Source organism: Rhodanobacter sp. UC4437_H4 (assembly GCF_052978425.1).
Map to the genome: position 1 here is coordinate 2,025,130 of NZ_CM129673.1, position 22,431 is coordinate 2,047,560.

The 22,431-nt window shown below is 68.7% G+C and carries 23 protein-coding genes; 7 read left to right on the forward strand and 16 right to left on the reverse strand.

Features of this window, described 5'->3' with window-relative positions; translation table 11 throughout:
* Positions 1–3 precede the first annotated feature (3 nt).
* The 8 genes from ACVCL3_RS09430 to ACVCL3_RS09465 all read right to left on the reverse strand — a co-directional run bounded on the left by ACVCL3_RS09430 (position 4) and on the right by ACVCL3_RS09465 (position 5,430).
* Positions 4–846, reverse strand: coding sequence for a mechanosensitive ion channel family protein (locus ACVCL3_RS09430; protein ID WP_447101089.1), 843 nt, complete (start codon positions 844–846; stop codon positions 4–6).
* A 75-nt stretch (positions 847–921) separates the two neighbouring features.
* Positions 922–1,224: a hypothetical protein gene (locus ACVCL3_RS09435; RefSeq protein WP_395121112.1), complete on the reverse strand. Its 303-nt coding sequence runs from the start codon at positions 1,222–1,224 to the stop codon at positions 922–924.
* Between the two features lie 46 nt (positions 1,225–1,270).
* Entirely contained in the window at positions 1,271–1,846 is a 576-nt protein-coding gene (locus tag ACVCL3_RS09440; RefSeq protein WP_447101090.1) for a DUF924 family protein, read from the reverse strand.
* Between the two features lie 79 nt (positions 1,847–1,925).
* On the reverse strand, positions 1,926–2,711 hold the full coding sequence (locus tag ACVCL3_RS09445; protein WP_447101091.1) for a DUF2884 family protein: 786 nt from the start codon (positions 2,709–2,711) through the stop codon (positions 1,926–1,928).
* A 120-nt stretch (positions 2,712–2,831) separates the two neighbouring features.
* Positions 2,832–3,710, reverse strand: a complete 879-nt coding sequence (locus tag ACVCL3_RS09450; protein WP_447097446.1) for an energy transducer TonB — start codon at positions 3,708–3,710, stop codon at positions 2,832–2,834.
* Between the two features lie 74 nt (positions 3,711–3,784).
* Positions 3,785–4,336: a hypothetical protein gene (locus ACVCL3_RS09455; RefSeq protein WP_447101092.1), complete on the reverse strand. Its 552-nt coding sequence runs from the start codon at positions 4,334–4,336 to the stop codon at positions 3,785–3,787.
* A complete protein-coding gene (locus ACVCL3_RS09460; protein ID WP_395121104.1) occupies positions 4,336–4,866 on the reverse strand; it encodes a peroxiredoxin in 531 nt (176 codons plus the stop codon). The genes ACVCL3_RS09455 and ACVCL3_RS09460 overlap by 1 nt, the downstream gene beginning before the upstream one ends.
* Before the next feature lie 105 nt (positions 4,867–4,971).
* Positions 4,972–5,430 carry a hypothetical protein gene (locus tag ACVCL3_RS09465; RefSeq protein WP_395121102.1) on the reverse strand — a complete coding sequence of 153 codons (459 nt, stop codon included), beginning with the start codon at positions 5,428–5,430 and terminating at the stop codon, positions 4,972–4,974.
* Positions 5,431–5,658: 228 nt separating this feature from the next.
* Between ACVCL3_RS09465 and ACVCL3_RS09470 the strand changes: the two genes are divergently transcribed.
* Complete coding sequence (locus tag ACVCL3_RS09470) at positions 5,659–6,075, forward strand: universal stress protein (protein WP_395121100.1); 417 nt, start codon at positions 5,659–5,661, stop codon at positions 6,073–6,075.
* Between the two features lie 14 nt (positions 6,076–6,089).
* On the opposite strand, the gene ACVCL3_RS09475 is transcribed toward ACVCL3_RS09470, so the two are convergent.
* The 3 genes from ACVCL3_RS09475 to ACVCL3_RS09485 form a co-directional block, all read right to left on the reverse strand.
* Positions 6,090–6,539, reverse strand: coding sequence for a DUF6491 family protein (locus tag ACVCL3_RS09475; RefSeq protein ID WP_447101093.1), 450 nt, complete (start codon positions 6,537–6,539; stop codon positions 6,090–6,092).
* A 68-nt stretch (positions 6,540–6,607) separates the two neighbouring features.
* Positions 6,608–7,336: a hypothetical protein gene (locus tag ACVCL3_RS09480; protein WP_447101094.1), complete on the reverse strand. Its 729-nt coding sequence runs from the start codon at positions 7,334–7,336 to the stop codon at positions 6,608–6,610.
* Positions 7,337–7,411: 75 nt separating this feature from the next.
* Positions 7,412–7,714 carry a DUF3247 family protein gene (locus ACVCL3_RS09485; protein WP_395121096.1) on the reverse strand — a complete coding sequence of 101 codons (303 nt, stop codon included), beginning with the start codon at positions 7,712–7,714 and terminating at the stop codon, positions 7,412–7,414.
* Positions 7,715–7,843: 129 nt separating this feature from the next.
* Here ACVCL3_RS09485 and ACVCL3_RS09490 point away from each other — a divergent pair, with 129 nt between their 5' ends.
* From ACVCL3_RS09490 to ACVCL3_RS09505, 4 genes are all read left to right on the forward strand, one after another.
* Positions 7,844–8,761, forward strand: coding sequence for an arginine deiminase-related protein (locus ACVCL3_RS09490; protein WP_447101095.1), 918 nt, complete (start codon positions 7,844–7,846; stop codon positions 8,759–8,761).
* 216 nt (positions 8,762–8,977) lie between these two features.
* Positions 8,978–9,649: a glutathione S-transferase family protein gene (locus ACVCL3_RS09495; protein WP_447101096.1), complete on the forward strand. Its 672-nt coding sequence runs from the start codon at positions 8,978–8,980 to the stop codon at positions 9,647–9,649.
* Positions 9,650–9,740: 91 nt separating this feature from the next.
* A complete protein-coding gene (locus tag ACVCL3_RS09500; protein WP_395121091.1) occupies positions 9,741–10,082 on the forward strand; it encodes a hypothetical protein in 342 nt (113 codons plus the stop codon).
* A 108-nt stretch (positions 10,083–10,190) separates the two neighbouring features.
* Positions 10,191–11,789: an MFS transporter gene (locus ACVCL3_RS09505; RefSeq protein WP_447101097.1), complete on the forward strand. Its 1,599-nt coding sequence runs from the start codon at positions 10,191–10,193 to the stop codon at positions 11,787–11,789.
* 55 nt (positions 11,790–11,844) lie between these two features.
* Here the strand turns inward: ACVCL3_RS09505 and aceE are convergent, their stop codons facing one another.
* From aceE to rsgA, 5 genes are all read right to left on the reverse strand, one after another.
* Positions 11,845–14,571, reverse strand: a complete 2,727-nt coding sequence (gene aceE / locus ACVCL3_RS09510) for a pyruvate dehydrogenase (acetyl-transferring), homodimeric type (protein WP_447101098.1) — start codon at positions 14,569–14,571, stop codon at positions 11,845–11,847.
* A 165-nt stretch (positions 14,572–14,736) separates the two neighbouring features.
* Positions 14,737–15,426, reverse strand: coding sequence for a class I SAM-dependent methyltransferase (locus ACVCL3_RS09515; RefSeq protein WP_447101099.1), 690 nt, complete (start codon positions 15,424–15,426; stop codon positions 14,737–14,739).
* 134 nt (positions 15,427–15,560) lie between these two features.
* Positions 15,561–17,852, reverse strand: coding sequence for an NADP-dependent malic enzyme (locus tag ACVCL3_RS09520; protein ID WP_447101100.1), 2,292 nt, complete (start codon positions 17,850–17,852; stop codon positions 15,561–15,563).
* Positions 17,853–17,955: 103 nt separating this feature from the next.
* Entirely contained in the window at positions 17,956–19,227 is a 1,272-nt protein-coding gene (locus ACVCL3_RS09525; protein ID WP_447097455.1) for a flavohemoglobin expression-modulating QEGLA motif protein, read from the reverse strand.
* 69 nt (positions 19,228–19,296) lie between these two features.
* Complete coding sequence (gene rsgA, locus ACVCL3_RS09530; protein WP_447097456.1) at positions 19,297–20,352, reverse strand: ribosome small subunit-dependent GTPase A; 1,056 nt, start codon at positions 20,350–20,352, stop codon at positions 19,297–19,299.
* Between the two features lie 165 nt (positions 20,353–20,517).
* Between rsgA and ACVCL3_RS09535 the strand changes: the two genes are divergently transcribed.
* Together ACVCL3_RS09535 and ACVCL3_RS09540 are read left to right on the forward strand one after the other, a co-directional pair.
* Positions 20,518–21,762, forward strand: coding sequence for an aminotransferase class I/II-fold pyridoxal phosphate-dependent enzyme (locus ACVCL3_RS09535; protein ID WP_447097457.1), 1,245 nt, complete (start codon positions 20,518–20,520; stop codon positions 21,760–21,762).
* Positions 21,763–21,771: 9 nt separating this feature from the next.
* Positions 21,772–22,395, forward strand: a complete 624-nt coding sequence (locus tag ACVCL3_RS09540) for an SGNH/GDSL hydrolase family protein (RefSeq protein WP_447101101.1) — start codon at positions 21,772–21,774, stop codon at positions 22,393–22,395.
* The last annotated feature ends 36 nt before the right edge of the window (positions 22,396–22,431 follow it).

Here is a 22,431-nt window from a genome sequence, read left to right on the forward strand (position 1 = left end):
CGCTCAGTCCCGCGCGGACGCCGCCGCATCGCCCATCAGCCGGACATCCAGCGGCGCGGTCGGGATGCTGATCTGGCCGGCGTCGATCTGCCGCTTGATCGCACGCAGCAGGTCGGTTTGCGTGTTCCAGCCGTCGGCGCTCGAGGTCCAGCCGCGCACCACCAGGTTCACCGTCTGGCCGGCCAGGCTGTCGATCCACACGCCCGGCGCGGGGTCCTTCAGGACGCGCGCGTCCGCTTCGAGCAGGCGCACGATCCCTGCCATCACCTGGTCGGTATCGTCGCGATGGCCGATGCCGAGCTTGAGTTCGAAACGCCGCGTGCCGCGCCGGTTGAAATTGACGATGACGTCGCTGCCGATCTTCGCGTTCGGCAAGGTGGCCTCGCGGTTGTCCGGCAACAGAACAAGGGTATGCATCAGGTTGATGCTCTGCACCGTGCCTTCGGTGCCACCGGCACTGACGTAGTCACCGACGCGGAACGGCCGGAACACCACCAGCAGCACGCCCCACGCGAGGTTGCTCAGCGAGCCCTGCAGGGCCAGGCCGATCGCCAGCCCGCCGGCGCCGAGCGCCGCCACCAGCGGTGCCGAGGGCACGCCGGCCTTGGTCAGCGCCATCACGATCAGCACCGCCACCAGCACGCCGTAGATCAGGTTGCGCAGGAAACCGGCCAGCGTGACGTCGACCGCGGCGCGCTGCAGCGCGCGCTGGCTGAAATTGGCCAGCCGCGCCGCCAGCCAGGTCCCGACCAGCAGGATCACCAGTGCCACCAGCAGGTTCAGCCCGGCCTGGATGACGCCCTCGGAAAGCGTGCTGCCCAGCAGTTGCTCCAGAAAATCGTGCATGACATCGACTCGTTGCGACAAGGCCGCGACAGCCTAGCAAATCGGCCATCAGGGAAACGCTTGCGACTCGTCGCGTCAGAGTTTGCGGTCGTCGATGTCGACCACGCGGCCATCCACGATCGTGACCACGGTGATGTGACCCTCGCGCCGATAGCGCCAGCGCTCGCCGCCGTCGGTGCGCTCCAGCACTTGCACGCGCCGGCGCGAGTGTCGCGCGCGATGCGGATGCACTTTCGAGGAGGGCTTGCCCAGCAGCTCGACCACCCGCTCCTGGCTGTCGCCAGCCACCAGCACCTGGCTGCCGACGCGCAAGGTGCTGGACGCCTGCGCGGCCGTGCCGAGGGCGAACCCGAGGACAACGATGAGAATCTTGCGCATGACCTGCTCCCTGGTCGGTGATGGGGGGTGTGCTCGCGCAGATCGGTCAGAAGCCTGCGCCCGGTTGCGCCAGATACTCCCGTTCCGCGGCCGTGCTGTCGCGGCCCAGCACGGCATTGCGATGCGGAAAGCGGCCGAAGCGCGCGATCACCTCGCGATGGCGCCGAGCATAGTCCAGGAATTCGGCAAAGCGGGCACGCCCCGCAACGGGCGCCTGCGCGTGCAGCGCCTCGAACAAGGTCACCGCGCGCTGCTGCAAGCCCATGTCCTCGGCGTGCTCCAGCGGCAGGTAGGCGAACACCCGCTGCAGCGGCGGCAGTGCCTGATCGAAACCGCCGGCCAGACCCGACAAGGCAATGCGCTGCGCCTTGACGTCGGCCGCCCAGGCCTGCGCATCGCCGCGATGGAGATTGCGCGGAAACTGGTCGAGCAGGATCAGCAGCGCCAGCCAGTCAGCGGGGTTGCTGGCCCACGCATCGAGGCGCCCCTGCGCGGCGTCGTCGGCCGCTACGGCAAAGCGTCGACGGATCTGCTCGTCGAACGCGGCATCCTTCGCAAACCAGTGCGCGGCATGCGCCGGGTCGAACCAGAAATCAAGAACGTCCCGCGGTTGCACGGCCATGCGCACCTCGCCCGAAGCCTGCGATGAAGGACGTCCATCTTCACGTGGCGACACGCGACGGGCAAGCCGGCGCGGCGATTCAATCCGCCGGCGCCGCCGCCGATGCGCCGGAGGTCGCGTCCACATGCAGCAGGTTCAACGGTTGGCCGTGCGCGTCGTGCAAGCCTTGCTGCAACCGCGCCAGGCGCTGGATCGACGGACACAGCGCCTCGATCTGCGGACGCAGCGCCTGCATGCGTTGCTGCAGGCGCGGCTGCAAGGTGGTGACCAATGAACCGGCGCGATCGCGCAGGTCTGCCGCACTCTGCAGGTCGCCGGCCAGCGCCGCGTCGATCGCCTGCTGGCCGAGGTCGCCGGCGACCAGCGGCATCAGGTCGGCGCTGACCTGGTTGGCATACTGCTGGATCAGGTCGCCTTGCCAGTCGTGCGTGCTCTGGCTGCGCGCGATGCGCTGTTTCAGTTCGCTCGCGTGCGCGGCCAGCCGGCGGTCGAACTCGGCCCGGGTCGCCGCCGCCAAGCCCAGCCCGGCCACTTCCTCGCGCAACGCCTGCGCCGCCATGTCCACGCCGCTCTGCGCCACCTGGCGGACCCGCGGCGCCAGCGCCTGCAGGTCGCGCTGGAACACGCTGAGCCGATCCTGCTGCGGCGGCGTCAACACCACCGCCACGCCATCCGTGCGCAGGCTGCCGTCGTGCAGCTCCACCCGCGTCGGCGCCGGCGTGGAGCGATCGAACAGCACGCCTTGCGGCTGCAGGGTCACGTCATAGCTGCTGCTGGCGTGGCAGGTCGCCGCCAGGTCCTGCGCCTGCACGGGCATCGCCGCCAGCACGGCGGCAGCGATCACTGCTGAAAACAGGACGCGCATCGGCAATCTTCCTTAAACGACAACCTGCATGGATACCGAGCTACCCGCCAACCCGTGCTGAACGGAATACCGCGCCGCTCAGGCGCCTTCGCCAGCACGCCTCGCACGCCGCGGAACGGGTCAGCTGCCACCGAGCGGTGCAAGCAGGTGCAATGACATGTCGGCGAGCAGCGACCCATCCTCGGGCGTGGCATCCGGGCTCCCCGCGAGACGGCGCTTGTCGGCCCAGTCCGGCTCCTGCAGCGGGCCCGGGACGTAGGGCTGCCATTGGCCGTAATCCGCTTTCCGCGCAACTTTCGGCGCATGGAATCCATGGAGAGCGAAATCCACGGGGACGCGGGCCAGCCAATAAGGTTCGGCGGCATCCGGGCCTGTCGTGGGGACATGGAATGTGTAGCGTCGCAGGGCACGCAAGGCAGCATCCGCCAGCTTTTTCCGCCATGTCGCCATGTCCCTCTCGCTGGCACGAATGCGGAGATTCACCTGCTCCGCCGCCGCGTCGATGACCTTGCCGTCGCGGCCCACTTTCAGCAGCGCATACACCGTGCCGGATACGCCGGCGCTCGCCGCATCGGAAGGGTACGCGACCGACAACCGATGCTTGTACGTGAAGTCGTCCGCCGCGGCCTCGTGCCTGCCTTCGTCGTTCAAATGCCCGAACCAGCTGCTGGCCACGGCAAGGGCGTAGCCGCCATGACCCACCGGCTTCGCCACGACGCGCAGCCCCATCGGCGCCTTGGCTCCGACCGCCTTGCCGTCACGCGTCACCGGTTCGAACCTCCACGCCGGGACGGCCCTGGCAAGCAAGTCCTTCACCACCGGTGGCAGCTTGTCCGGGTGATCGACCGTGTATGTCACGACACTGCCGTCCGGCGCGACTTCGATCGTGCCGGTGACCAGCATGCTCGCCTGAACGCGGTCGCGCAGGTCGTCGCGCCCGTTCGCAATGGCCACGCCAGCCAACATCATGCAGCACAAGACAAGCATGCAGCGCTTCATTGTTTCTCCCCCTGGCTGTCGGGCAGCCTGTTCCGCCCGAAGATGCTTCCGTGGCTTTTGCGCAGCCGGACTTCTCAGCGCCGCTCGTGAAACTGCATGCGCACCGCCGGCGTGCCTAGCCGCCAGCTCAGCCACAGCAGCACCGGCACGGCGAGGCCTTTCAGCACCAGCGCCAGCAGGTAGCTGCGGCGCGCGTGCAGCACGGCTTGTTGCAGGGCGGCCTGGTCGTGCAGTTGGCCCAGGGCGTCGCGGCTGGCCTGCAGCAGCTGCGGCCATTGCGCCAGCATGGCGCCGCCGCTGGCCAGCATCCACAGCGCCAGCACCGCGGCGGCCACGCGCATCGCCGGGCGCGCCCAGGCCTGGCGCAGGATGCAGCCGGCGCACAGCACGATAAGCGTGAAAGCGGCCAGCAGGTAGGCGATATCCCAGGCCAGCAGCCGGTGCAGCGTGCGCAGGGCGGCGCTGTCGGCGGCGTAGGCGTGGCGCTGGCTCCACAGCAGTTGCGCGTGGCTGAGATACTGCACGCAACCGAACGCCGCCAGCAGCAGCAACAGCCACACCAGCACACGCCACAGCATGAACCGGCGACCGCGCGACAGCGGCTCCGCGCGCATCGCCACCGGCATCAGGATGCCGCCTTCAGCGTGGCCAGGTCGGCCAGCACCTGGGCGGAGTTCTTCTCCGGATCGACGTCGGTGTAGACCTTGGCGATGTGGCCCTGCGGATCGATCAGGAAGGTGGTGCGCCTGGCGTAGTGCATGCCCATGCGCGAGGTCAGCACGCCATAGGCGGTGGCGACCGTGCGCTCGGCGTCGGACAGCAGCGGGAATGGCACGTGGTATTTCTCGGCGAACTCGGCGTGGGACTTGACGTCATCCAGGCTCACGCCGACCACGTCGGCACCGGCCTGGCGCAGCTTGGCGATGTCGTCGCGGAAAGTGCATACCTCGGTGGTGCAGCCGGGGGTGAAATCCTTGGGATAGAAGTACAGCACCAGCCAGTGGCCGTGGTAGTCGGCCGGGCTGCGCCAATGGCCGGCCTGGTCCTGCAGGCGAAACGCCGGGGCGGCCTGGCCGACCTGCGGGCCGGCGGCAAACACCGGAGCCGCGAATGCGCACAACAGCGACAGGATGACGAGGCGGGCGAGGCGGCGCATGGCGGTTTCTCCACGACGAAAAACGGGGCGACCTGCGCAGTGTAGCGCCGCTGAAAAGACGAAGGCGCCCGACGGGCGCCCTCGCGGCTTTCCTGGCGGAAACGATCAGGGACGACTGATGGTGAACTTGCCCACCGAGACGCCCAGGTTGACGCCCTCGCCGGTACCGGCCAGCGCCAGCGAGACGGTGCCCTTGGTCAGCACCTGCGCCTGCGAGCTCTTCACCACGCCGGCCTCGGCGCCGGCCTGGGCGTAGTCGCCAAAGACATCGGCGATGCCGTGCACGTTGCTGATCTCGCCCTTGCCGTTGTTGATGCGGTACTTGCCCGCGGTGAGACCGCCGCCGACCACGGTGATCTTGACGTTGGCGTGCTGGCCGTTGTCACAGGTGACGCTGCCGGTGCCTTCGGCGTGCTTGTACAGCAACGACCAGCCGGACAGGTTGTAGACCATGTCGCATTTCACGCTGGCGTCGGCGGCATGGGCGTTGCCGGCCGGCAGCACGGTCATCGCGCCGGCGCAGGCCAGCACCAGGGCGGCCATTCCAAAGGTGGACTTGATCATGGACTTTGCTCCTTGTAATGCAGGGATGGAAGGCGGCACCGAACTCTGGCCACGGCGGCCGCCCGCTCGTTGCGCTGCGGCAACGACGTGCGAATCGTGTGCATCGCGGCGTGACAATCGCGTGCAGGCTCATGAACCATCGTTCATCTGCAGGCGCACCGCGGCGTGACGGTTGCCTCGCGGCGTGCGCTCGCCGTAGGGTGGGCCTCGCAGCGCAAGGAGATCGAGATGATCAAGTATTCCCTGGTGGGTTACGACGGCTCGGATGCGTCGCAACGGGCATTCCGGTTCGCGGTCGAGCTGGCCCGCTGCACCGGCGGCCGCGTGCGCGTGGTGTGGGTGCTGCAGGTCAGCGAAGGCGGCGCCGACGCCTGCGCGCTGATGATGGCCGACTCCGGCACCCAGCGTGCGCAGGAACTGCTGGCCGAACTGGCCACGATCGTGCCGGACTCGGCCCAGCTGGTGGACATCGAGCTGACCCACGGCAGCCCCGGCGACGTGCTGCTCAGCCAGGTCGACGAGCACGGCGTGGATCACATCGTGATCGGCCACACCGAACGCGGTGCACTGGCGCGCTGGCTGCTGGGCTCGGTTTCGGGCAACGTGCTGGCGCGCGCGCACGTGCCGGTGACGATCGTGCGCTGACGGCAGCGGTTTTCTCAGTGGTCGGCCGCCGGCGTCTCGCGCGGTTTGGCGTCGATCTGGCGCTGCGCCTCCTGCGCGATGTGCAGTTGCCTGACGTCGATCGGCCGGATCTGCGAGATCACGCAGGGCGCGTACGGCCCGCCGGTCAGCACCTTGTCGAAGCGGCTGAACACGGTGCCGGAACTGGAGGTAAGGCCGATCGCCTGCGTGAACGGCAGGTTCTGGCAGGGGCCGTCGAGGTCGAGCAGCCAGGCCTGACTCGGCCGGGTGTAGACCACCACCCGGTGGTCGCCGAGCGGCTCCCACGACCACAGGGTGAAGAAATGGAAACTGCGCACCGGCGCACCGGCCGCGCTGGCGTATGCCGCCTCGCGCTGCCGTTCGCGCTGCGCCAAGGGCACGCTGGAGCAGGCGGCCAGCACGGCAACCAGCGCGAAAACGAGGCAGGAACGAACAGTGGACATGGCGAATCCTCCACGGAAAGACATCACGGACAACGCGCCAACCCGCGGTGACGTGTACCGCGCGACGCTCAGCGCTTGCCCGCCTTGCGCACCGGCTGCCACCTGGCAGGGTCGAAACCGCTGACTTCGTAGACCAGGTGACGATCCCTGGTGCCCTCCACCTGGGTGACGTCCAGCTGCAGCTTGCGGGTCTTCTCCAGCAGCGCGATGAAGGCCTTGTCGTCGCGGATCATCAGCGCCGGTTCGCCGCCGTCGGGGGCGAATGCCTTGATCCGCACCGGCTTGCCGTCGGCCTGGCCGGTGATGGTGCAGTTGCCGCGGCACACGAAGCCGGGCTTGCTGCCATAGAGGAAGGCACTCTGGCCCCAGCTGGTATGCCGGCGCAGCACCAGCCGCACCGGCTCGCCGTCGTCGCCCTGGCTGTAGATGCTGGCGGTCGATTGCGTGCCGCCGGCCATCGGCGCGACCTGGTAGGTCCACAGCGCGGCCAGCCGGTTCTTTTCGCTGTTTTCCTTGTAGCGCTTCTCGATCGCGGGCAACGTCTGCATCACTTCCTTCGCCGCATCGCTGTGCGGGAAGCGTTGCACGATGTCCTTGCCCATCGTCACCACCATCTCGTCGTTGTGCAGTTTCAGCAATTGGCGATAGGTGTCGAGGTTGCGCGCCGCGGTGGCGGCGTCGGCTGCGGCTTTCTGCTGCTGCGCGGTGAGCTCGGGCGTGCCCGGGCCTTGCGAACAGCCGGCGAGCAGCACGGCGCAGAAAGCCAGCGGGGCACAACGGAGCAGGACGCGATTCATCGACGGCATACCAGGCGAAGGGCAGCGGCTAGCTTGGAACGATCCGCGGTCGCGGTGCAACCACGCGGGATGCTTTCAGCTCTCACTGGCCATGATCGAATCGACGTGCTCCACCCGCCTGATCCGATCCAGCCATACCCGCTGGTGCCACGTCGGAACATCCGGGCGCTCCAGCTGCACCTCGGCGTTGATGCCTTCGCGGCCCTGCGGGTCGCGAAACACCTGCACGCTGGGCCGCATGCTGACCACGCCGTCGCAACTGCTGCCATCGCTCAGCAACAGCACCACGTGGCCATTGGCAGGCAGCTGGTGCACCAGTGCCTCCAGTCGATCGATGTCGTCCTCGCGGACGAGGACGCTGGGTGCGTTTTGGCCCATGCGACAGCCCTCACTGACCAGTGGAGGCCCGACCCTATCCGCGTCCGCGGCAAGGGCGCGTCAACGAAGCGCGCCCGGGGACGGGAACGGATATGCTGCCAGCCCGCGAGAACCCATGGAGCCGTCCCGTTGATCACCACGTCGCCCAGCGAATTCCTGCACGCCTTCGCCACACTCGCGCCACGGGACGGCGCCGCCGCCACGGCGCGCGCCGCCTATCTGGTGGCCCCGGCAGAGTTCGCCCTGGCGGCGGAATCGGCACGCGACAACCGCTACATGGACATGAACCTGGCGGTCGACCCGCTCAAGGCGCTGGCCCAGCACGGAGCGCTGGCGCAGGCACTGCGCGCGGATCTGCCGGTGATCACCTTCCCCGGCGATCCGGCAACCCCTGACGCGGTGTTCCCCAACAATGTGTTCGCCACCGCGCCGGGGCGGCTGATCGTCGGCCGCATGCGCCATCCGGTGCGCCAGCGCGAGGCCGAACGCCACGACATCCGCGCCTTCTTCGGCGAGGTGCTGGGCTATGACGAGATCGACCTGTCCGGCTGCGAGGACCTGGTCGCCGAACTGACCGGCTCGCTGGTCATCGACCGCGCCCGCGGCGTCGGCTACTGCGGCCTCAGCGAACGCTGCGACATGGCTGGCGCGCAAGCCATGCACAAGGCTTTCGACTTGCGCCTGAGCTACTGTTTCGAGCTGGCCGACGCCGAATACCACACCAACGTGTTGCTGACTCTGCTCGCCAGCCGCGCGGCGATCATCGCGGCCGATGGCTTCCGCGATCCGGCCGCGGCACAGGCGATCGCCACGGCGTATGGCGATCGCGCGATCTGGCTGACGCCGGCACAGAAGCAGGCGTTCGCCGGCAACGCCATCACGCTCTCCGACGAGCGCGTGTGGATGAGCGCCCGCGCCGCCGCCTCGCTCACCGGCGCACAGCGCGCGGCGCTGGCCGGTTACGGCTTCACCATCGGCGCAGTGGAACTGGGCGAGATCGAGAAGGCCGGCGGCAGCCTGCGCTGCTGCGTGGGCGAGATCTACTGATCGCGAGCCGGGAGATCTCCGCGGATCGCCAGCACCAGACGAATCAGCGCTTCGCGGGCCCGCCGACGCGGCTGAAACTGCACGCACTGAACAAGGGCGCGACGTACGTGGTGACGGTGGAGGCATCCGACGAACGCGGGGTGTCGGGGCTGTCGCGGATCGCGGTGCCGGAACCCCGAGCTTGCAGCTGGCGGTGCGGTACGTTCTGATGCACGGGTGATCACCGTCCATCATCTCGACAACTCGCGCTCGCAGCGCATCCTGTGGCTGCTGGAAGAGCTCGGCCTGCCATACGAGATCAAGCGTTACCTGCGCGATCCCGGGACCATGCTGGCCCCGGCGGAGCTGCGCGCGGTGCACCCGCTGGGCAAGTCGCCCGTCATCACGGACGGCGAACTCACGCTGGCCGAATCCGGCGCGATCGTCGAGTACCTGGCCGATCGCCACGGCGCCGGCACGCTGATTCCCGCGCACGGCACGCCCGAACGGCTGCGCTGCAACTACTGGCTGCATTACGCCGAAGGGTCGGCGATGCCGCCGCTGCTGCTCAAGCTGGTGTTCCGGCGCGTCGAGGCGGCGCCGATGCCGTTCTACGCCAGGCCGGTGGCGAAGCGCATCGCGCGCACGGCGCAGCGCGGTTTCGTCGATCCGCAACTGAAACTCCATCTCGACTACATGGAAGGCGAGCTGGGCCAGCGCGACTGGTTCGTCAGCGACCGCTTCAGCGTGGCGGACATCCAGCTGAGTTTTCCGCTGGAAGCCTTCGCTGCGCGCGGCGGGCTGGATGCACGTCATCCGCGGCTGTCCGCCTTCCTGCAGCGCATCCATGCGCGGCCCGCCTACCAGCGCGCGCTGCAGCGCGGCGGCGAGTATCGGCTCGGCGGCTGAACGGCGCGATGGTCACGGCGACCTGGTTTTACGCGGTGGTCACGGCGCCACAGGCAGATTGGCGTTCCCGCTGTACCTGAAGGAGACCGCCATGCATCACCGGGAAATCGAGCAGCATCTTCGCGATGCCGCGGAGGTCGCCGCCGAGCGTGCCGGCGACCGTGCGCACGAATACGCCGACGGCGCCGGCAGCGCGATGCGTGGCCTGTTCCGGCACGGCCAGCGCATCCGCGACCGCTTCTCCGACCGCGGCAGCGACTACCGGCGGCAATTGACGCGCGTCGCCGGCGATCTCGCCGACGAGGCGAACTACCGCTATCGCCGCGCACGCCGCCAGGTGCAGCGGCATCCGGTGGCCACGGTCGCGATCATCGCCGGCACCATCGGCGCGTTCCTGCTGTTGCGTCGCGCATTCCGCAGCGACGACGAATGAACCACTGAACCACGCGCAAGCCGCCCCGGCACCGGTAATGGCCGGCGTCGTGGCGGCATGCCGCCGAGTCGCTGCTAAGCTGCGACTTGCCCTTCCGGCGGTCGTCGCATGGCTCGCACCGATCTCACTTTCCATCACCCGGTCGCATTCTGGCTTGGCTGTGCCGCGGTGATCGCCGGCGTGCTGGCGCATCTGCCGATGCTGGCGATGGCCGCGCCGATGCACTACCGGCTCGCCGGCATGCCGATGGACGGCCTGATGCTCGCCGGCATGGCGCTGGTGCCGCTGGGCGTGCTGCTGGCGGCCTACGGGCTGATGCCGCGGATGGAGCAGATGCGCCGCACCGCCCATCCGGATCGCGGCGCGGTGTCGTTCCACGTCGCCGACAACGTGCCGCTCAACCGCGAGCACTGGAAGCTGGTCGGCGTGCTCACCGTCGCGCTGGCGGTGGACGTGATGAAGCCGGCCACGATCGGCTTCGCGATGCCGGGCATGGCGGCCGAGTACGGCATCAGCGGTTCCACCGCGGGCTTCCTGGCCTTGTCGGCGCTGACCGGCACCGTGGTCGGCTCGGTGGTGTGGGGCCGGCTGGGCGATCTGTTCGGCCGCCGCGCGGCGATCCTGCTGTCGGCGCTGATGTTCATGGGCACGGCCATCTGCGGCGCGATGCCGGCGTTCGGCGGCAACCTGGTGATGTGCTTCATGATGGGCGCCGCCGCCGGCGGCATGTTGCCGATCACCTTCACCCTGATGGCCGAGACCATCCCCACCCGCCATCGCGGCTGGCTGTTGGTGGCGCTCGGCGGCGTCGGCACCTCGGCCGGCTACCTGCTCGCTTCCGGCGCGGCGACGCTGTTCGAGCCGACCTACAGCTGGCGCTCGCTGTGGCTGCTGAACCTGCCCACCGGTACGCTGATCGTGCTGCTCAACCGCTACATTCCCGAGTCGCCGCGCTTTCTCGCGCTGAGTGGCCTGGAGGACCAGGCGCGCGCGGTGCTGCGCCGCTTCTCGGGCCAGGCGGCATCGACCGACGCCTTGAGTGCCGGCGTGGTCGTCGCGCCGACGATCGCGGCGCGCGTCGGCATGCGCCAGTTGCTGCGTGGCCGCCACGCGGCGATCACCTGGGGCCTGCTGACCTGCGCCGTCGCCTGGGGCCTGGCCAACTTCGGCTTCCTGCTGTGGCTGCCGGCGAACCTGGTCACGCTGGGCGTCGACGCCCAGGCCAGCGCGGCGCTGCTGGCGCGCTCGGCGATCCTCGCCCTGCCCGGCATCGGCCTGGTGGTGTGGGGCTACCAGCGCTGGAGCAGCATCCGCACGCTGGTGCTGTTCATCGCGCTGACCGCCGCGGCGCTGCTGCTGTTCTGCATGATTGGTGCCATGCAGTTGCGCTCGCCGGTGCTGACCACCACCGCCACGGTGCTGTTGCTGCTGAGCATCAGCGGGGTGATCGCCACGCTGATCCCGTACGCGGCGGAGATCTATCCCGCGCACCTGCGCAGCAGCGGTGCCGGGCTGATCGCCGGCGGCTCGAAGTTCGGCGGCATCCTCGGCGCGGTGGTCGGCGTGGCCGGGTTGTTCGAGCATTTCGCGCTGTCGGCGCTGCTGATCGCGCTGCCGATGGCAGTCGCCGCGGCGATGCTCGCCCGGCGCGGCATCGAGACCCGCGGCCACGCACTGGAAGCGATCCAGCAGGCGCTGGCGAAATAGCGCGCAAGAAAAAGCCGCCCCGAAAGGCGGCTTCCCCGGCCCGTATCGCGGGTGATCACACGGTCAGCGGATTGGGCTTGTCCGGATCGAGCTTGTACTCCTTGATCGCGCGGCTGACGTCCTTGGCGTTGACCTTGCCTTCCTTTGCCAGCGCGGCCAGCGCGGCGTGGGCGATCCAGTAGCGGCTGATCTCGAAGAACTCGCGCAGGTGCTCGCGGGTATCGGAGCGACCATAGCCGTCGGCGCCCAGGGCGGTGAACGAGCGACCCTCGGGCACGAAAGCGCGCACCTGGTCGACCACGCCGCGCACGTATTCGCTGGCGGCGATCACCGGGCCGTCGCGCCCGGCCAGGTTGGCGGTGACGTGCGGCACGCGCTGCTTCGCTTCCGGATGCAGGCGGTTCCAGCGCTCGCAGTCGAAGCCGTCGCGCGACAGTTCGCTGAAGCTGGGGCAGGACCAGATGTCGGCCTTCACGCCGAAGTCGGCATCCAGCAGCTCGGCCGCCGCAATCGCCTCGATCAGCGAACCGCCCGCCGCCATCAGCTGCACGCACGGCGCGCCGTTCTTGCCCTTGCTCTTGCCCTTGCCTGAATCCCGATTCCCCAATCCCGAGTCCCGGAACAGATACATGCCCTTGACGATGCCGTCGTAGCAGCCCTCGGGCATGTCCGGGTGGACATAGTTCTCGTTGGTGGTGGTGATGTAATAGAAGACGTCCTGCTGCTCTTCGTACATCTCCTTGACGCCGTGGTGCAGCAACACCGCCACCTCGTACGACCAGGTCGGGTCGTAGGCGCGGCAGTTGGGGAAGGTGCCTGCCATCAGGTGCGAGGCACAGTCCGAATGCTGCAGGCCTTCGCCGGGGAAACTGGCGCCGGCGGTGGCGCCGACCAGGAAGCCGCGCGCGCGCTGGTCGCCAGCGGCCCAGATCAGGTCGCCGATGCGCCGGAAGCCGAAGAACGAGTAGTAGATGAAGAACGGCAGCATCGGCTGGTTGGACAGCGAATAGCTGGTGCCCGCCGCGATCCACGCCGACACGCCGCCAGCCTCGGAGATGCCTTCCTGCAGCACCTGGCCGTCCTGCGCCTCGCGGTAGTACAGCAGCTGGTCGGCATCCTGCGGACGATACTTCTGTCCGAACGGCGCGTAGATGCCGATCTGCCGGAACATGCCCTCCATGCCGAAGGTGCGCGCCTCGTCGGCCACGATAGGCACCACGCGCGGGCCGAGCTGCTTGTCGCGCAGCAACAGGTTCATGCCGCGCACCAGCGCCATGGTGTTGGAGATCTCGCGCTCGCCGCTGCCCTTGGTGATCTGCTCGAACGCGGACAACTCCGGCGCCTTGCACGGCACGTCGGTGCGGCGGCGGCGCTGCGGCAGGAAGCCGCCCAGCGCGCGACGGCGTTCCAGCATGTATTCCACCTCCGGCGAGTTCGGGCCGGGGTGGTAGTACGGCACGCTGTCCAGCTTGTCGTCGGGCACCGGAATCTGGAAACGATCGCGGAACGTGCGCACGGCATCGCCGGTCATCTTCTTCTGCTGATGGGTGGGGTTCTCCGCCTCGCCCGAGCCGATGCCCATGCCGTAACCCTTCACCGTCTTGGCCAGGATCACCGTGGGCATGCCCTTGGTGTTCACCGCCGCGTGGTAGGCGGCGTAGACCTTGTGCGGATCGTGGCCGCCGCGATTCAGGCGCCAGACGTCGTCATCGCTGAAGTTGGCCACCATCTCGCGGGTCTGCGGGTACTTGCCGAAGAAATGCTCGCGCGTGTAGGCGCCGCCGAAGGCCTTGCAGGCCTGGTATTCGCCGTCCACGGTTTCCATCATCAGCTTGCGCAGCGTGCCGTCCTTGTCACGCGCCAGCAGCGCATCCCAGTAGCTGCCCCAGATCACCTTGATGGCGTTCCAGCCGGCGCCGCGGAACACGCCCTCCAGCTCCTGGATGATCTTGCCGTTGCCGCGCACCGGGCCGTCCAGCCGCTGCAGGTTGCAGTTGATCACGAAGATCAGGTTGTCCAGGCCTTCGCGGCCGGCCAGCGAGATCGCGCCCAGCGATTCCGGCTCGTCCACTTCGCCGTCGCCGAGGAAGCACCATATCTTGCGGTCGGTCTTGGGTATCAGGCCGCGGTTCTCCAGGTAGCGGAAGAACTGCGCCTGGTAGATCGCCTGGATCGGACCCAGCCCCATCGACACGGTGGGCACCTGCCAGTAGTCCGGCATCAGCCACGGGTGTGGATAGGAGGTGAGCGACTGCTCGCCGCCGACCACGTCGGCGCGGAACAGGTCGAGCCGCTCCTCGCTGATGCGGCCTTCGAGGAAGGAGCGCGCATAGATGCCGGGGCTGATGTGGCCCTGGTAGCCGATCAGGTCGCCGGGGTGGTCGGCGCTGGGGGCGCGCCAGAAATGGTTGAAGCCCACGTCGTACAGCGTGGCCGAGGAGGCGAAGCTGGCGATGTGGCCGCCCAGCGAACCGGGCCGGCGGTTGGCGCGCACCACCATCGCCATCGCGTTCCAGCGGATCAGGCAGCGGATACGCCACTCCATCGCCGCATCGCCGGGGCTCTTGGCCTCCATCCCGGGCGGGATCGTGTTGACGTATTCGGTGGTCGGGTTGAACGGCAGGTAGCCACCCGAGCGACGGGTGGTGTCGACCATCTTCTCCAGCAGGTAATGCGCGCGCTCGGTACCGTCGTGCTGGATCACCGCATCGAGCGAATCGATCCACTCGCGGGTTTCGGTGGGGTCAAGATCCTGGTCCAGGATTTCGTCGAGCTGGTCCATCGGGGTTCTCCACGGCACCGTGGGGTGTGCCTGCAAAAGGTTCGCGCCGCCGGGGCCGCGGCGCGACAACGGCTTAGTTTAGCGGTCTGGGCGGGTGCCAGCCAAATAATGGTCCATGCGTCAGCGTATGAGCGCCGGCACAAGCCACGAAAGCCGAACATCCGGCTATCTCTGCAGAATCGCTATGCTCTGACCCAGCGCCGAAGAGGTTCTCCAAGGTGCCTCGGTGCTGCCGACAAACCTCAGGCCGTGATAACCGAGTTTGTCCGCCCACAACTCGATCTGCGAACGTTCCAGAAACTGGTTGAGGTGCGGCAGCGTTGCCGAGCGTTGCACATCGACCGTGGCCTTGAACTGCGCCCAGTGATCCGGCTCGGAAAACTCCAGGAACGAAAATATCACCACTCCATCCGGGCGAACCACGCGGTGCAGTTCCTCCAGGTAGATGTAACTTTCGTGATGCAACAGATGAGTAAACACGCTGAATGCCGTTGCCATGTCGCAAGATGCGTCCGGCAGAGGTACCGCAAGTGAACGGTTCAGGATGAAACGGTAATTCTTCGGCGATTTCTTCTTTGCATATCTCAGCAACGCTTTGACGACGTCGATGCCGCAATACTCGATGGACATTTTTCGCCCAAGCGCCGCGGCAAGGCGACCACTGCCGCAGCCCAGGTCCACCAGAGATTGACCATCGCGCAGACCGGCATGGGCGACAATGTCCGCCTCGATCTGGCCGATTTGCTCGTAACCCCCACCTCCTACGGCACGGCTCATCGCCTCGTCCAGCGAATATTTCCAACGCAATCGCCTGACCAGACGTTCGTAGTCTTCAACGAAGTGAAATTTTGCCATCGTGTTTCCTGTCGAAACCTGCCACATGAACGTGCGAACAGGTGTCATTGCATCATGGCCACATGAGTGGGACGGCGCGGCTGCCGCCGCCCCGGCGCGAAGAGTCGGCACATCACCGCCACACGATCAGCCCATCAACCGCGCCGGCTGCCCTGCGCGGCGCGGATCTGTGCATCGACCGCCGCCACCGCCGTCATGTTGACGATGCGGCGCACGGTGGAGGCCGGCGTCAGGATGTGCGCCGAGCGGTTCACGCCCATCAGGATCGGCCCGATCGAGACGCCGTCGGTCATCACCCGCACGATGTTGTAGGCGATGTTGGCCGCGTCCAGGTTCGGCATCACGTAGAGGTTGGCGCGGCCGCTGAGCGTGGTGTGCGGGAACATGCGCAGGCGCAGCGCCTCGTCCCAGGCGGTGTCGGCCTGCATCTCGCCGTCCATGTCCAGCTTGGGCGCGCGCGCCTTGAGGATCTGCCAGGCCTTGCGTATCTTCGCCGCGCTGGGGTTGTCGTGGCTGCCGTAGTTGGAGTGCGAGAGCAGTGCCACCTTGGGCTCGATGCCGAAGTTCTTCAGCCGGTAGCAGGCCTGCAGCGTCGCCTCGGCGATCTGCTCGGCGGTGGGATCGACCTGCACGTGGGTGTCGAGGAAGAACCACGCGCCCTTGTCGTTGATCACGCCGCTCATCGCCGAGGTGCACGACACGCCCGGGTCGAGCCCGAACACGCTGCGCAGGTAGCCGAGTTTCTTGTGGTAGCGACCCACGATGCCGCAGATCATGGCGTCCGCCTCGCCGCGTTCGACCATCATCGCGGCGATCAGGGTCGGCCGCGAGCGCAGCAGGTTCTTCGCCGCCGCGGGGCTCACCCCGCGCCGTTCGGTCATGGCGTGGTACTGCTGCCAGTAGTCGTTGAAGCGCGGGTCGTCGTGGATGTTGGTCAGCTCGAAATCCACGCCGGCGCGCATGCGCAGGCCGAGCCGCTGGATGCGCGTGTCGATCACGTCCGGACGGCCGATCAGGATCGGCCGCGCGATGCGCTCGTCGATCACCGTCTGCACCGCGCGCAGCACGATCTCCTCCTCGCCCTCGGCGTACACCACCCGCTTGAGGTCGGCGCGCGCGCGCTCGTACACCGGCTTCATCAGCAGTCCGGTGCGGTAGATGAACTGGCCGAGCTTCTCCTTGTACGCGTCCATGTCCTCGATCGGCCGCGTGGCCACGCCCGAGTCCATCGCCGCCTGCGCCACCGCGGGCGCCAGCATCACCAGCAGGCGCCGGTCGAACGGGCGCGGGATCAGGTACTCGGGGCCGAAACAGGGGATCTCGCCGCCGTAGGCACTGCCCAGGTCGGAGGCTTCCATGCGCGCCAGCGCGGCGATCGCCCGCACGCAGGCGGTCTTCATCGCCTCGTTGATCACGGTGGCGCCCACGTCCAGCGCACCGCGGAAGATGTACGGGAAGCACAGCGCGTTGTTGACCTGGTTCGGATAGTCCGAGCGACCGGTGGCGATGATGCAGTCCGGCCGCACCGCCTTGGCGTCTTCCGGGGTGATCTCCGGGTTGGGGTTGGCCAGCGCCAGGATCACCGGCCGCTCGGCCATCGTCGCGACCATCTCCGGCTTGAGGATGCCGCCGGCGGAGAGGCCCAGGAACACGTCCGCGCCGGCCACGATCTCGGCCAGGCTGCGCTTGGGCGTGTCGCGTGCGTAGCGGGCCTTGTCCGGATCGAGGTTGCCGCGGCCGGTGTGGATCACGCCCTCGCGGTCGAACGCGAGGATGTTCTCCGGCCGCACGCCCAGCGCCACCAGCATGTCGAGGCAGGCGATGCCGGCTGCACCGGCGCCGGTGGTGGCGAGCTTGATGTCCGCGATGTTCTTGCCGACCACCTCCAGCGCATTGACCAGGGCGGCGCCGACGATGATCGCGGTGCCGTGCTGGTCATCGTGGAACACCGGGATCTTCATCCGCTCGCGCAGCTTGCGCTCGACGATGAAGCACTCCGGCGCCTTGATGTCCTCCAGGTTGATGCCGCCGAAGGTGGGCTCCAGGCTGGCGATGATCTCGACCAGCTTGTCCGGGTCGTTCTCGTCGATCTCGATGTCGAACACGTCGATGCCGGCGAACTTCTGGAACAGGATGCCCTTGCCTTCCATCACCGGCTTGGCCGCCAGCGGCCCGATGTCGCCCAGACCAAGCACCGCGGTGCCGTTGGTGATCACCGCCACCAGGTTGGAGCGTACGGTGTACTCCGCCGCCGTCGCGGGGTCCTCGACGATCGCGTCGCACGCCGCCGCCACGCCCGGCGAATACGCCAGCGACAGGTCGCGCTGGGTCAGCAGGGCGGTGGTCGGGGTGATCTTGATCTTGCCCGGCCGCGGATGACGGTGATACTCCAGCGCGGCGAGGCGCAGTTCTTCGGGGAGGGCCATGGGAGGGGCTTTTTTCCAGTGAGTGGGCGCCATCGCGCGAGCTCGGATGGCTGGCGAGAATGTTAGCACCTGGGCCTGCGTCGCTGGCCCACGCCCGGCGCCCTCATGCGCCCGGCAGCAGGTCGTCCTCGCGCACCCGATCCATGTGGATGCCGTTGATGAACACCGAGAACGCCAGCTTTCCGGCCAGCCCGTGCACGTGCTGCATCCACGGCGGCAGCCAGCGCGGCGGCACGATCGCGCCGGAGGCGAAATGCGGCTGCAGGCTGATCACGTCGTGCAGCGCCAGCTTGCCGGCGAACAGATAGCGCAGCAGATCCAGCCGGCGCTGGCGCAGGGCCCAGCGGAAGAACGTGTGCACGGTGAGCAGGCCGGACAGGTAGACGTTGTCCTTGGCGAACACCGCGCCGCCGCCCGGCGGCACGCCGCGGAACACCCGCTGCGCCGAATGGAAGCTGTCGGCCACGCTCTGCCCGCGCGCATGGAAGTAGCGATAGACCTCGACGAAATCGGCGCCGCCCAGGGCCATGTCGATCGCCACGATGCGCAGGCTGATGCGTTTCAGCCGGGCGATGTCGATCGCCCCCGACATCAGCTCGGCGAATACCGCCAGCCCTTCCTGGGTGGCGGTGACCCGCGGCGAGGTGCGCCCCAGCGACGCCAGCAACGGCTGGCGCCGGCCGTTCAGCGCGGTCAGCGAATGCACGAAGGCCTCGTGCGCCAGCAACTGGTGGTGGTCGTACTGGCTGAAGCTGGCGCCGCCGCGCAGGCGGATGCGGGTGGCGCCGGCGGCGGCCTTGGCGGTGAGCTCGGGATCGACCTCGACGCGGATCGTGCCGTCGCCGAAGAAGACATCCAGCGTCTCGGCCAGCGCCGCGCGCAGCACCTCCGCGTCGATGTCGCCGCCGTCGTCGGCGAGCAGGTCGGCGCCCAGTTCGTCGGACAGCTCGACGAAATAGCGCGCGGCATCCAGGTTGCTGCGCTGGCTGCCGGGGATGCGGTCGTCCGGCTTGCCGTACAGCGCGATCGACGGCGCGGTCACGCCGGCCGTACCCACCGCCTCGAGCATCTGCGCGGCGACCTGCCAGGACTCGGCGGTGCGGCGCAGGTACTCGCCCAGCGGATCGCCCGCGCCGACCTCCACCGCCGCCGTCTCGATCGCCGCCAGTTCGGTGCGCGCCGCCGCCAGCCCGGGCACCTGGTAGGACACCGCCGGCAGGCTGAAGCGGCCCTGGCCGTAGGCCTCGATCATGCGGTTTTCCAGCGACGCGGGCCACGCCACCGTGGGCAATATGTGGATGCCGCGCACCGCCGCCAGCAAGCGCTGGTCCAGCGCCGCGTAGCGTTGCAGCTCCGGTGCAATGGCCGCGTTCATCGCGAGACCCCGGCACGCCGCGCACCGTCGGCGCGAATTCTTCCCGGGCTGCCCCCGCGCGCCATCGAACTACTCCCGCTCGCGCTTGACGCGGTGGCCGCGCGGCGGCTCCAGCGGGCGGCCGCCGCGCTGACGGCGCAATCGCGCTTCGAGGGTGGCAGCCTGTTCCTCCCGCTCGTCGTGCAGCTTGAGATAACTGCGCCAGCGCTCGGCGCTCAGCTCGCCGGTGTCCAGCGCCACCTGCACCGCGCAACCGGGCTCGCTGCCGTGGCCGCAATCGGCGAAGCGGCACTGCTCGGCGAGCGCCTCGATGTCGGCGAACAGGTCGAGCTGCTCCTCGCCGGTCAGTTTCAGCTCGCGCATGCCGGGGGTGTCGATCAGGCAACCGCCCGAGGGCAACTGCAGCAGCGCGCGGTGGGTGGTGGTGTGGCGACCGCGGCTGTCGTGGCTGCGCACGGCGGCGGTGGCCATGGTCGCGGTGCCGAACAAGGTATTCGTCAACGTCGATTTGCCGGCGCCGGAGGAGCCCACCAGCACCGCGCTGTCACCCGGCTGCAGGTAGCGCGCCAGCTCCTGCGCGCTGGCGGGGTCCTTGCAGTTGAGCGCATGGATCGGCGTGTCCTGCGGCAGGCGCGCGCGCAGCGCGGCGACCTTCGCCGCCGCATCCTCGTGCTTGTCCAGCTTGCTCAGCAGCACCACCGGCTGCGCGCCGGAGCCTTCGGTCAGCGACAGGTAGCGCTCGATGCGGGCGGGGTTGAAGTCGCCGTCCAGCCCGGTCAGCACCAGCACGTAGTCGACATTGGTGGCGATCAGCTGGCGCTCGTAGCGCTCGCCCGCGGCGGCGCGCGACAACATGCTGCGGCGCGCTCCCACGCTGACGATGTGCGGCGGCGTGCCGTCGGCCACCTCCACGAAATCGCCCACCACCGGTCGCTCGGCGGGGTCGATGCCGCGCTTGAGGAAGCGGCCGTCCGGCTGCGCGCCGAACAGTGCGTGGCCATCGTGCAGTTCATAACCGGCGCGATGCTGCGCCACCACCCGCGCCAGGCGCAGGCCGCCGGCCGGCAGGCGGTCGCCGCGCCAGCCGATATGCCGCAGCCGCTCGATCGTTTCGACATCACTCATGGCGAGGCTTGCCTGGCATGGTGGGGCGATTATGCCCTGCCCGGCCACGGCCCGACGATGGCCAGCGTCGCGCCCGCCGATCGGCTCGCGCTGCACTGCATCACGCTGCTAGCATCCACGTCGCCGGCGTTCGCGCCGTTTCCCACCCGCAAAGGAACCCAGGCGTTGGCTCCGATCATCCCCAGTGCGCACCTGGCAGACGTGCGCTACGAGATCCGCGGTGCGCTGACCCGCCGTGCCCGCGAGCTGGAATCCGCCGGACGCGACATCATCAAGCTGAATATCGGCAACCCCGGCCGCTACGGCTTCGAGGCGCCGGCGCACCTGCGCGAGGCGATCGCCAGCCACCTGCACGAGAGCGACGCCTACGGCCACGAGCAGGGACTGGAAGCGGCGCGCGAGGCGATCGCCGCGCAGCAACGCAGCCGCGGAGCGCGGCACGTGCAGCCCGAGCGCATCTTCATCGGCAATGGGGTCAGCGAACTGATCGACCTGGCTTTGCGGGCTCTGCTGCAGCCCGGCGACGAGGTGCTGCTGCCGAGCCCGGACTACCCGCTGTGGAGCGCGGCCACCATCCTCAACGGCGGACGGCCGCAGTACTACCGCTGCCCGGCCAGCCGCGGCCACCTGCCCGACCCGGACGAGGTGGAGGCGCTGGTCACCCCGCGCACCCGCGCGCTGGTACTCATCAACCCCAACAACCCGACCGGCGCGGTCTATCCGCGCGAGCTGCTGCAGCGGCTGGCCGAAGTCGCAGCGCGGCACGGCCTGTTGCTGCTCGCCGATGAAATCTACGACGAGATCCTCTACGACGGCGCGCACTTCCAGCCACTGGCGGAAGTCGCCGGCGAACTGCCCTGCCTGAGCTTCGGCGGGCTCAGCAAGGTGCATCGCGCCTGCGGCTATCGGGTCGGCTGGATGAGCCTGTCCGGCGCGCCCGCGGGAACGTCGGTGTATCGCGACGCGCTGCAACTGCTGGCCGCATTGCGCCTGTGCGCCAACGTGACCGCGCAGTGGGCGGTGCCGCCCGCCTTGCAGGACGCGCCGACGATCGGCGCCCTGACCGCGCCGGGCGGGCGCCTGCACGAGGCGCGCGCGGCGGTGCTGCAGGGAGTCGTCGCCAGCGAACACCTCGACCTGGTGGCGCCGGCCGGCGCGTTGTATGCGTTCCCCGCGGTGCGCGCCGAACGCATCCCGCAGTTCGACGACGAATCCTTCGCCCTGCGCCTGCTCGAAGAGGAGTCGGTGCTGGTGGTGCCCGGCAGCAGCTTCAACGTGTCGCGCAGCCGCCACTTCCGGCTGACCCTGCTGCCGCCGCCCGCGCAGCTGCACGAGGTGTTCGTGCGGATCGAGCAGGTGCTGCAGCGGATGGCGCGCGAACAGGCGGACAACGCCGTCGTCGCGGCCTGAGGCTTGCCGGTGCCCGCATCCCGCTCGCCGCTGCGTCACCTCGCGCTCGGCGATTCCTACACCGTCGGCGAAGCCGTGGCCGCGAACGCGTGCTGGCCCGCGGTGCTGGCGCAGCAGCTGCGCCGCGGCGGCGTGGCGGTCGACGAGCCATGCCTCGTGGCCGTCACCGGCTGGACCACCGACGAGCTGGCACGAGGCATGGATCAGGCCGCGCTGGCGCCGCCCTACGATCTGGTCACCCTGCAGATCGGCGTCAACAACCAGTATCGCGGCCGCAGCCTCGATGAATACGCGGCGCAGTTCGCCGCCTTGCTCGAACGCGCCATCGCGCTGGCCGGCGGGCGCGCCGCGCGGGTGCTGGTGGTCTCCATTCCCGACTGGGGCGTCACCCCCTTTGCCCGCGAACAAGGCCGCGATGCGGCGCGGACCGCCCGCGAACTGGACGATTTCAACGCGTGTGCCCGCGGCCTGGCGGCAAGCCGCGGCGTCCGCTTCGTCGACATCACCCCGATCTCGCGCCGGCATCCCGAGCTGGTCGCCGCGGACGGCCTGCATCCGTCGGCGGAGCAATATGCGCTGTGGGCAGACGCGATCGCGCCAGCCGCGCGTGCGGCGTTGTCGCGGCAACCTTGAAAGCTTCGCTGCCCGCCGTCATCTCCACGGCGTATC

What these genes read in the sequence shown, in the direction of transcription:
- ACVCL3_RS09430 (WP_447101089.1), bottom strand. Translation starts at nt 846, where the DNA reads ATGCACGATTTTCTGGAGCAACTGCTGGGCAGCACGCTTTCCGAGGGC.
- ACVCL3_RS09435 (WP_395121112.1), bottom strand. Translation starts at nt 1,224, where the DNA reads ATGCGCAAGATTCTCATCGTTGTCCTCGGGTTCGCCCTCGGCACGGCC.
- ACVCL3_RS09440 (WP_447101090.1), bottom strand. Translation starts at nt 1,846, where the DNA reads ATGGCCGTGCAACCGCGGGACGTTCTTGATTTCTGGTTCGACCCGGCG.
- ACVCL3_RS09445 (WP_447101091.1), bottom strand. Translation starts at nt 2,711, where the DNA reads ATGCGCGTCCTGTTTTCAGCAGTGATCGCTGCCGCCGTGCTGGCGGCG.
- ACVCL3_RS09450 (WP_447097446.1), bottom strand. Translation starts at nt 3,710, where the DNA reads ATGAAGCGCTGCATGCTTGTCTTGTGCTGCATGATGTTGGCTGGCGTG.
- ACVCL3_RS09455 (WP_447101092.1), bottom strand. Translation starts at nt 4,336, where the DNA reads ATGCCGGTGGCGATGCGCGCGGAGCCGCTGTCGCGCGGTCGCCGGTTC.
- ACVCL3_RS09460 (WP_395121104.1), bottom strand. Translation starts at nt 4,866, where the DNA reads ATGCGCCGCCTCGCCCGCCTCGTCATCCTGTCGCTGTTGTGCGCATTC.
- ACVCL3_RS09465 (WP_395121102.1), bottom strand. Translation starts at nt 5,430, where the DNA reads ATGATCAAGTCCACCTTTGGAATGGCCGCCCTGGTGCTGGCCTGCGCC.
- ACVCL3_RS09470 (WP_395121100.1), top strand. Translation starts at nt 5,659, where the DNA reads ATGATCAAGTATTCCCTGGTGGGTTACGACGGCTCGGATGCGTCGCAA.
- ACVCL3_RS09475 (WP_447101093.1), bottom strand. Translation starts at nt 6,539, where the DNA reads ATGTCCACTGTTCGTTCCTGCCTCGTTTTCGCGCTGGTTGCCGTGCTG.
- ACVCL3_RS09480 (WP_447101094.1), bottom strand. Translation starts at nt 7,336, where the DNA reads ATGAATCGCGTCCTGCTCCGTTGTGCCCCGCTGGCTTTCTGCGCCGTG.
- ACVCL3_RS09485 (WP_395121096.1), bottom strand. Translation starts at nt 7,714, where the DNA reads ATGGGCCAAAACGCACCCAGCGTCCTCGTCCGCGAGGACGACATCGAT.
- ACVCL3_RS09500 (WP_395121091.1), top strand. Translation starts at nt 9,741, where the DNA reads ATGCATCACCGGGAAATCGAGCAGCATCTTCGCGATGCCGCGGAGGTC.
- ACVCL3_RS09505 (WP_447101097.1), top strand. Translation starts at nt 10,191, where the DNA reads ATGGCTCGCACCGATCTCACTTTCCATCACCCGGTCGCATTCTGGCTT.
- aceE (WP_447101098.1), bottom strand. Translation starts at nt 14,571, where the DNA reads ATGGACCAGCTCGACGAAATCCTGGACCAGGATCTTGACCCCACCGAA.
- ACVCL3_RS09515 (WP_447101099.1), bottom strand. Translation starts at nt 15,426, where the DNA reads ATGGCAAAATTTCACTTCGTTGAAGACTACGAACGTCTGGTCAGGCGA.
- ACVCL3_RS09520 (WP_447101100.1), bottom strand. Translation starts at nt 17,852, where the DNA reads ATGGCCCTCCCCGAAGAACTGCGCCTCGCCGCGCTGGAGTATCACCGT.
- ACVCL3_RS09525 (WP_447097455.1), bottom strand. Translation starts at nt 19,227, where the DNA reads ATGAACGCGGCCATTGCACCGGAGCTGCAACGCTACGCGGCGCTGGAC.
- rsgA (WP_447097456.1), bottom strand. Translation starts at nt 20,352, where the DNA reads ATGAGTGATGTCGAAACGATCGAGCGGCTGCGGCATATCGGCTGGCGC.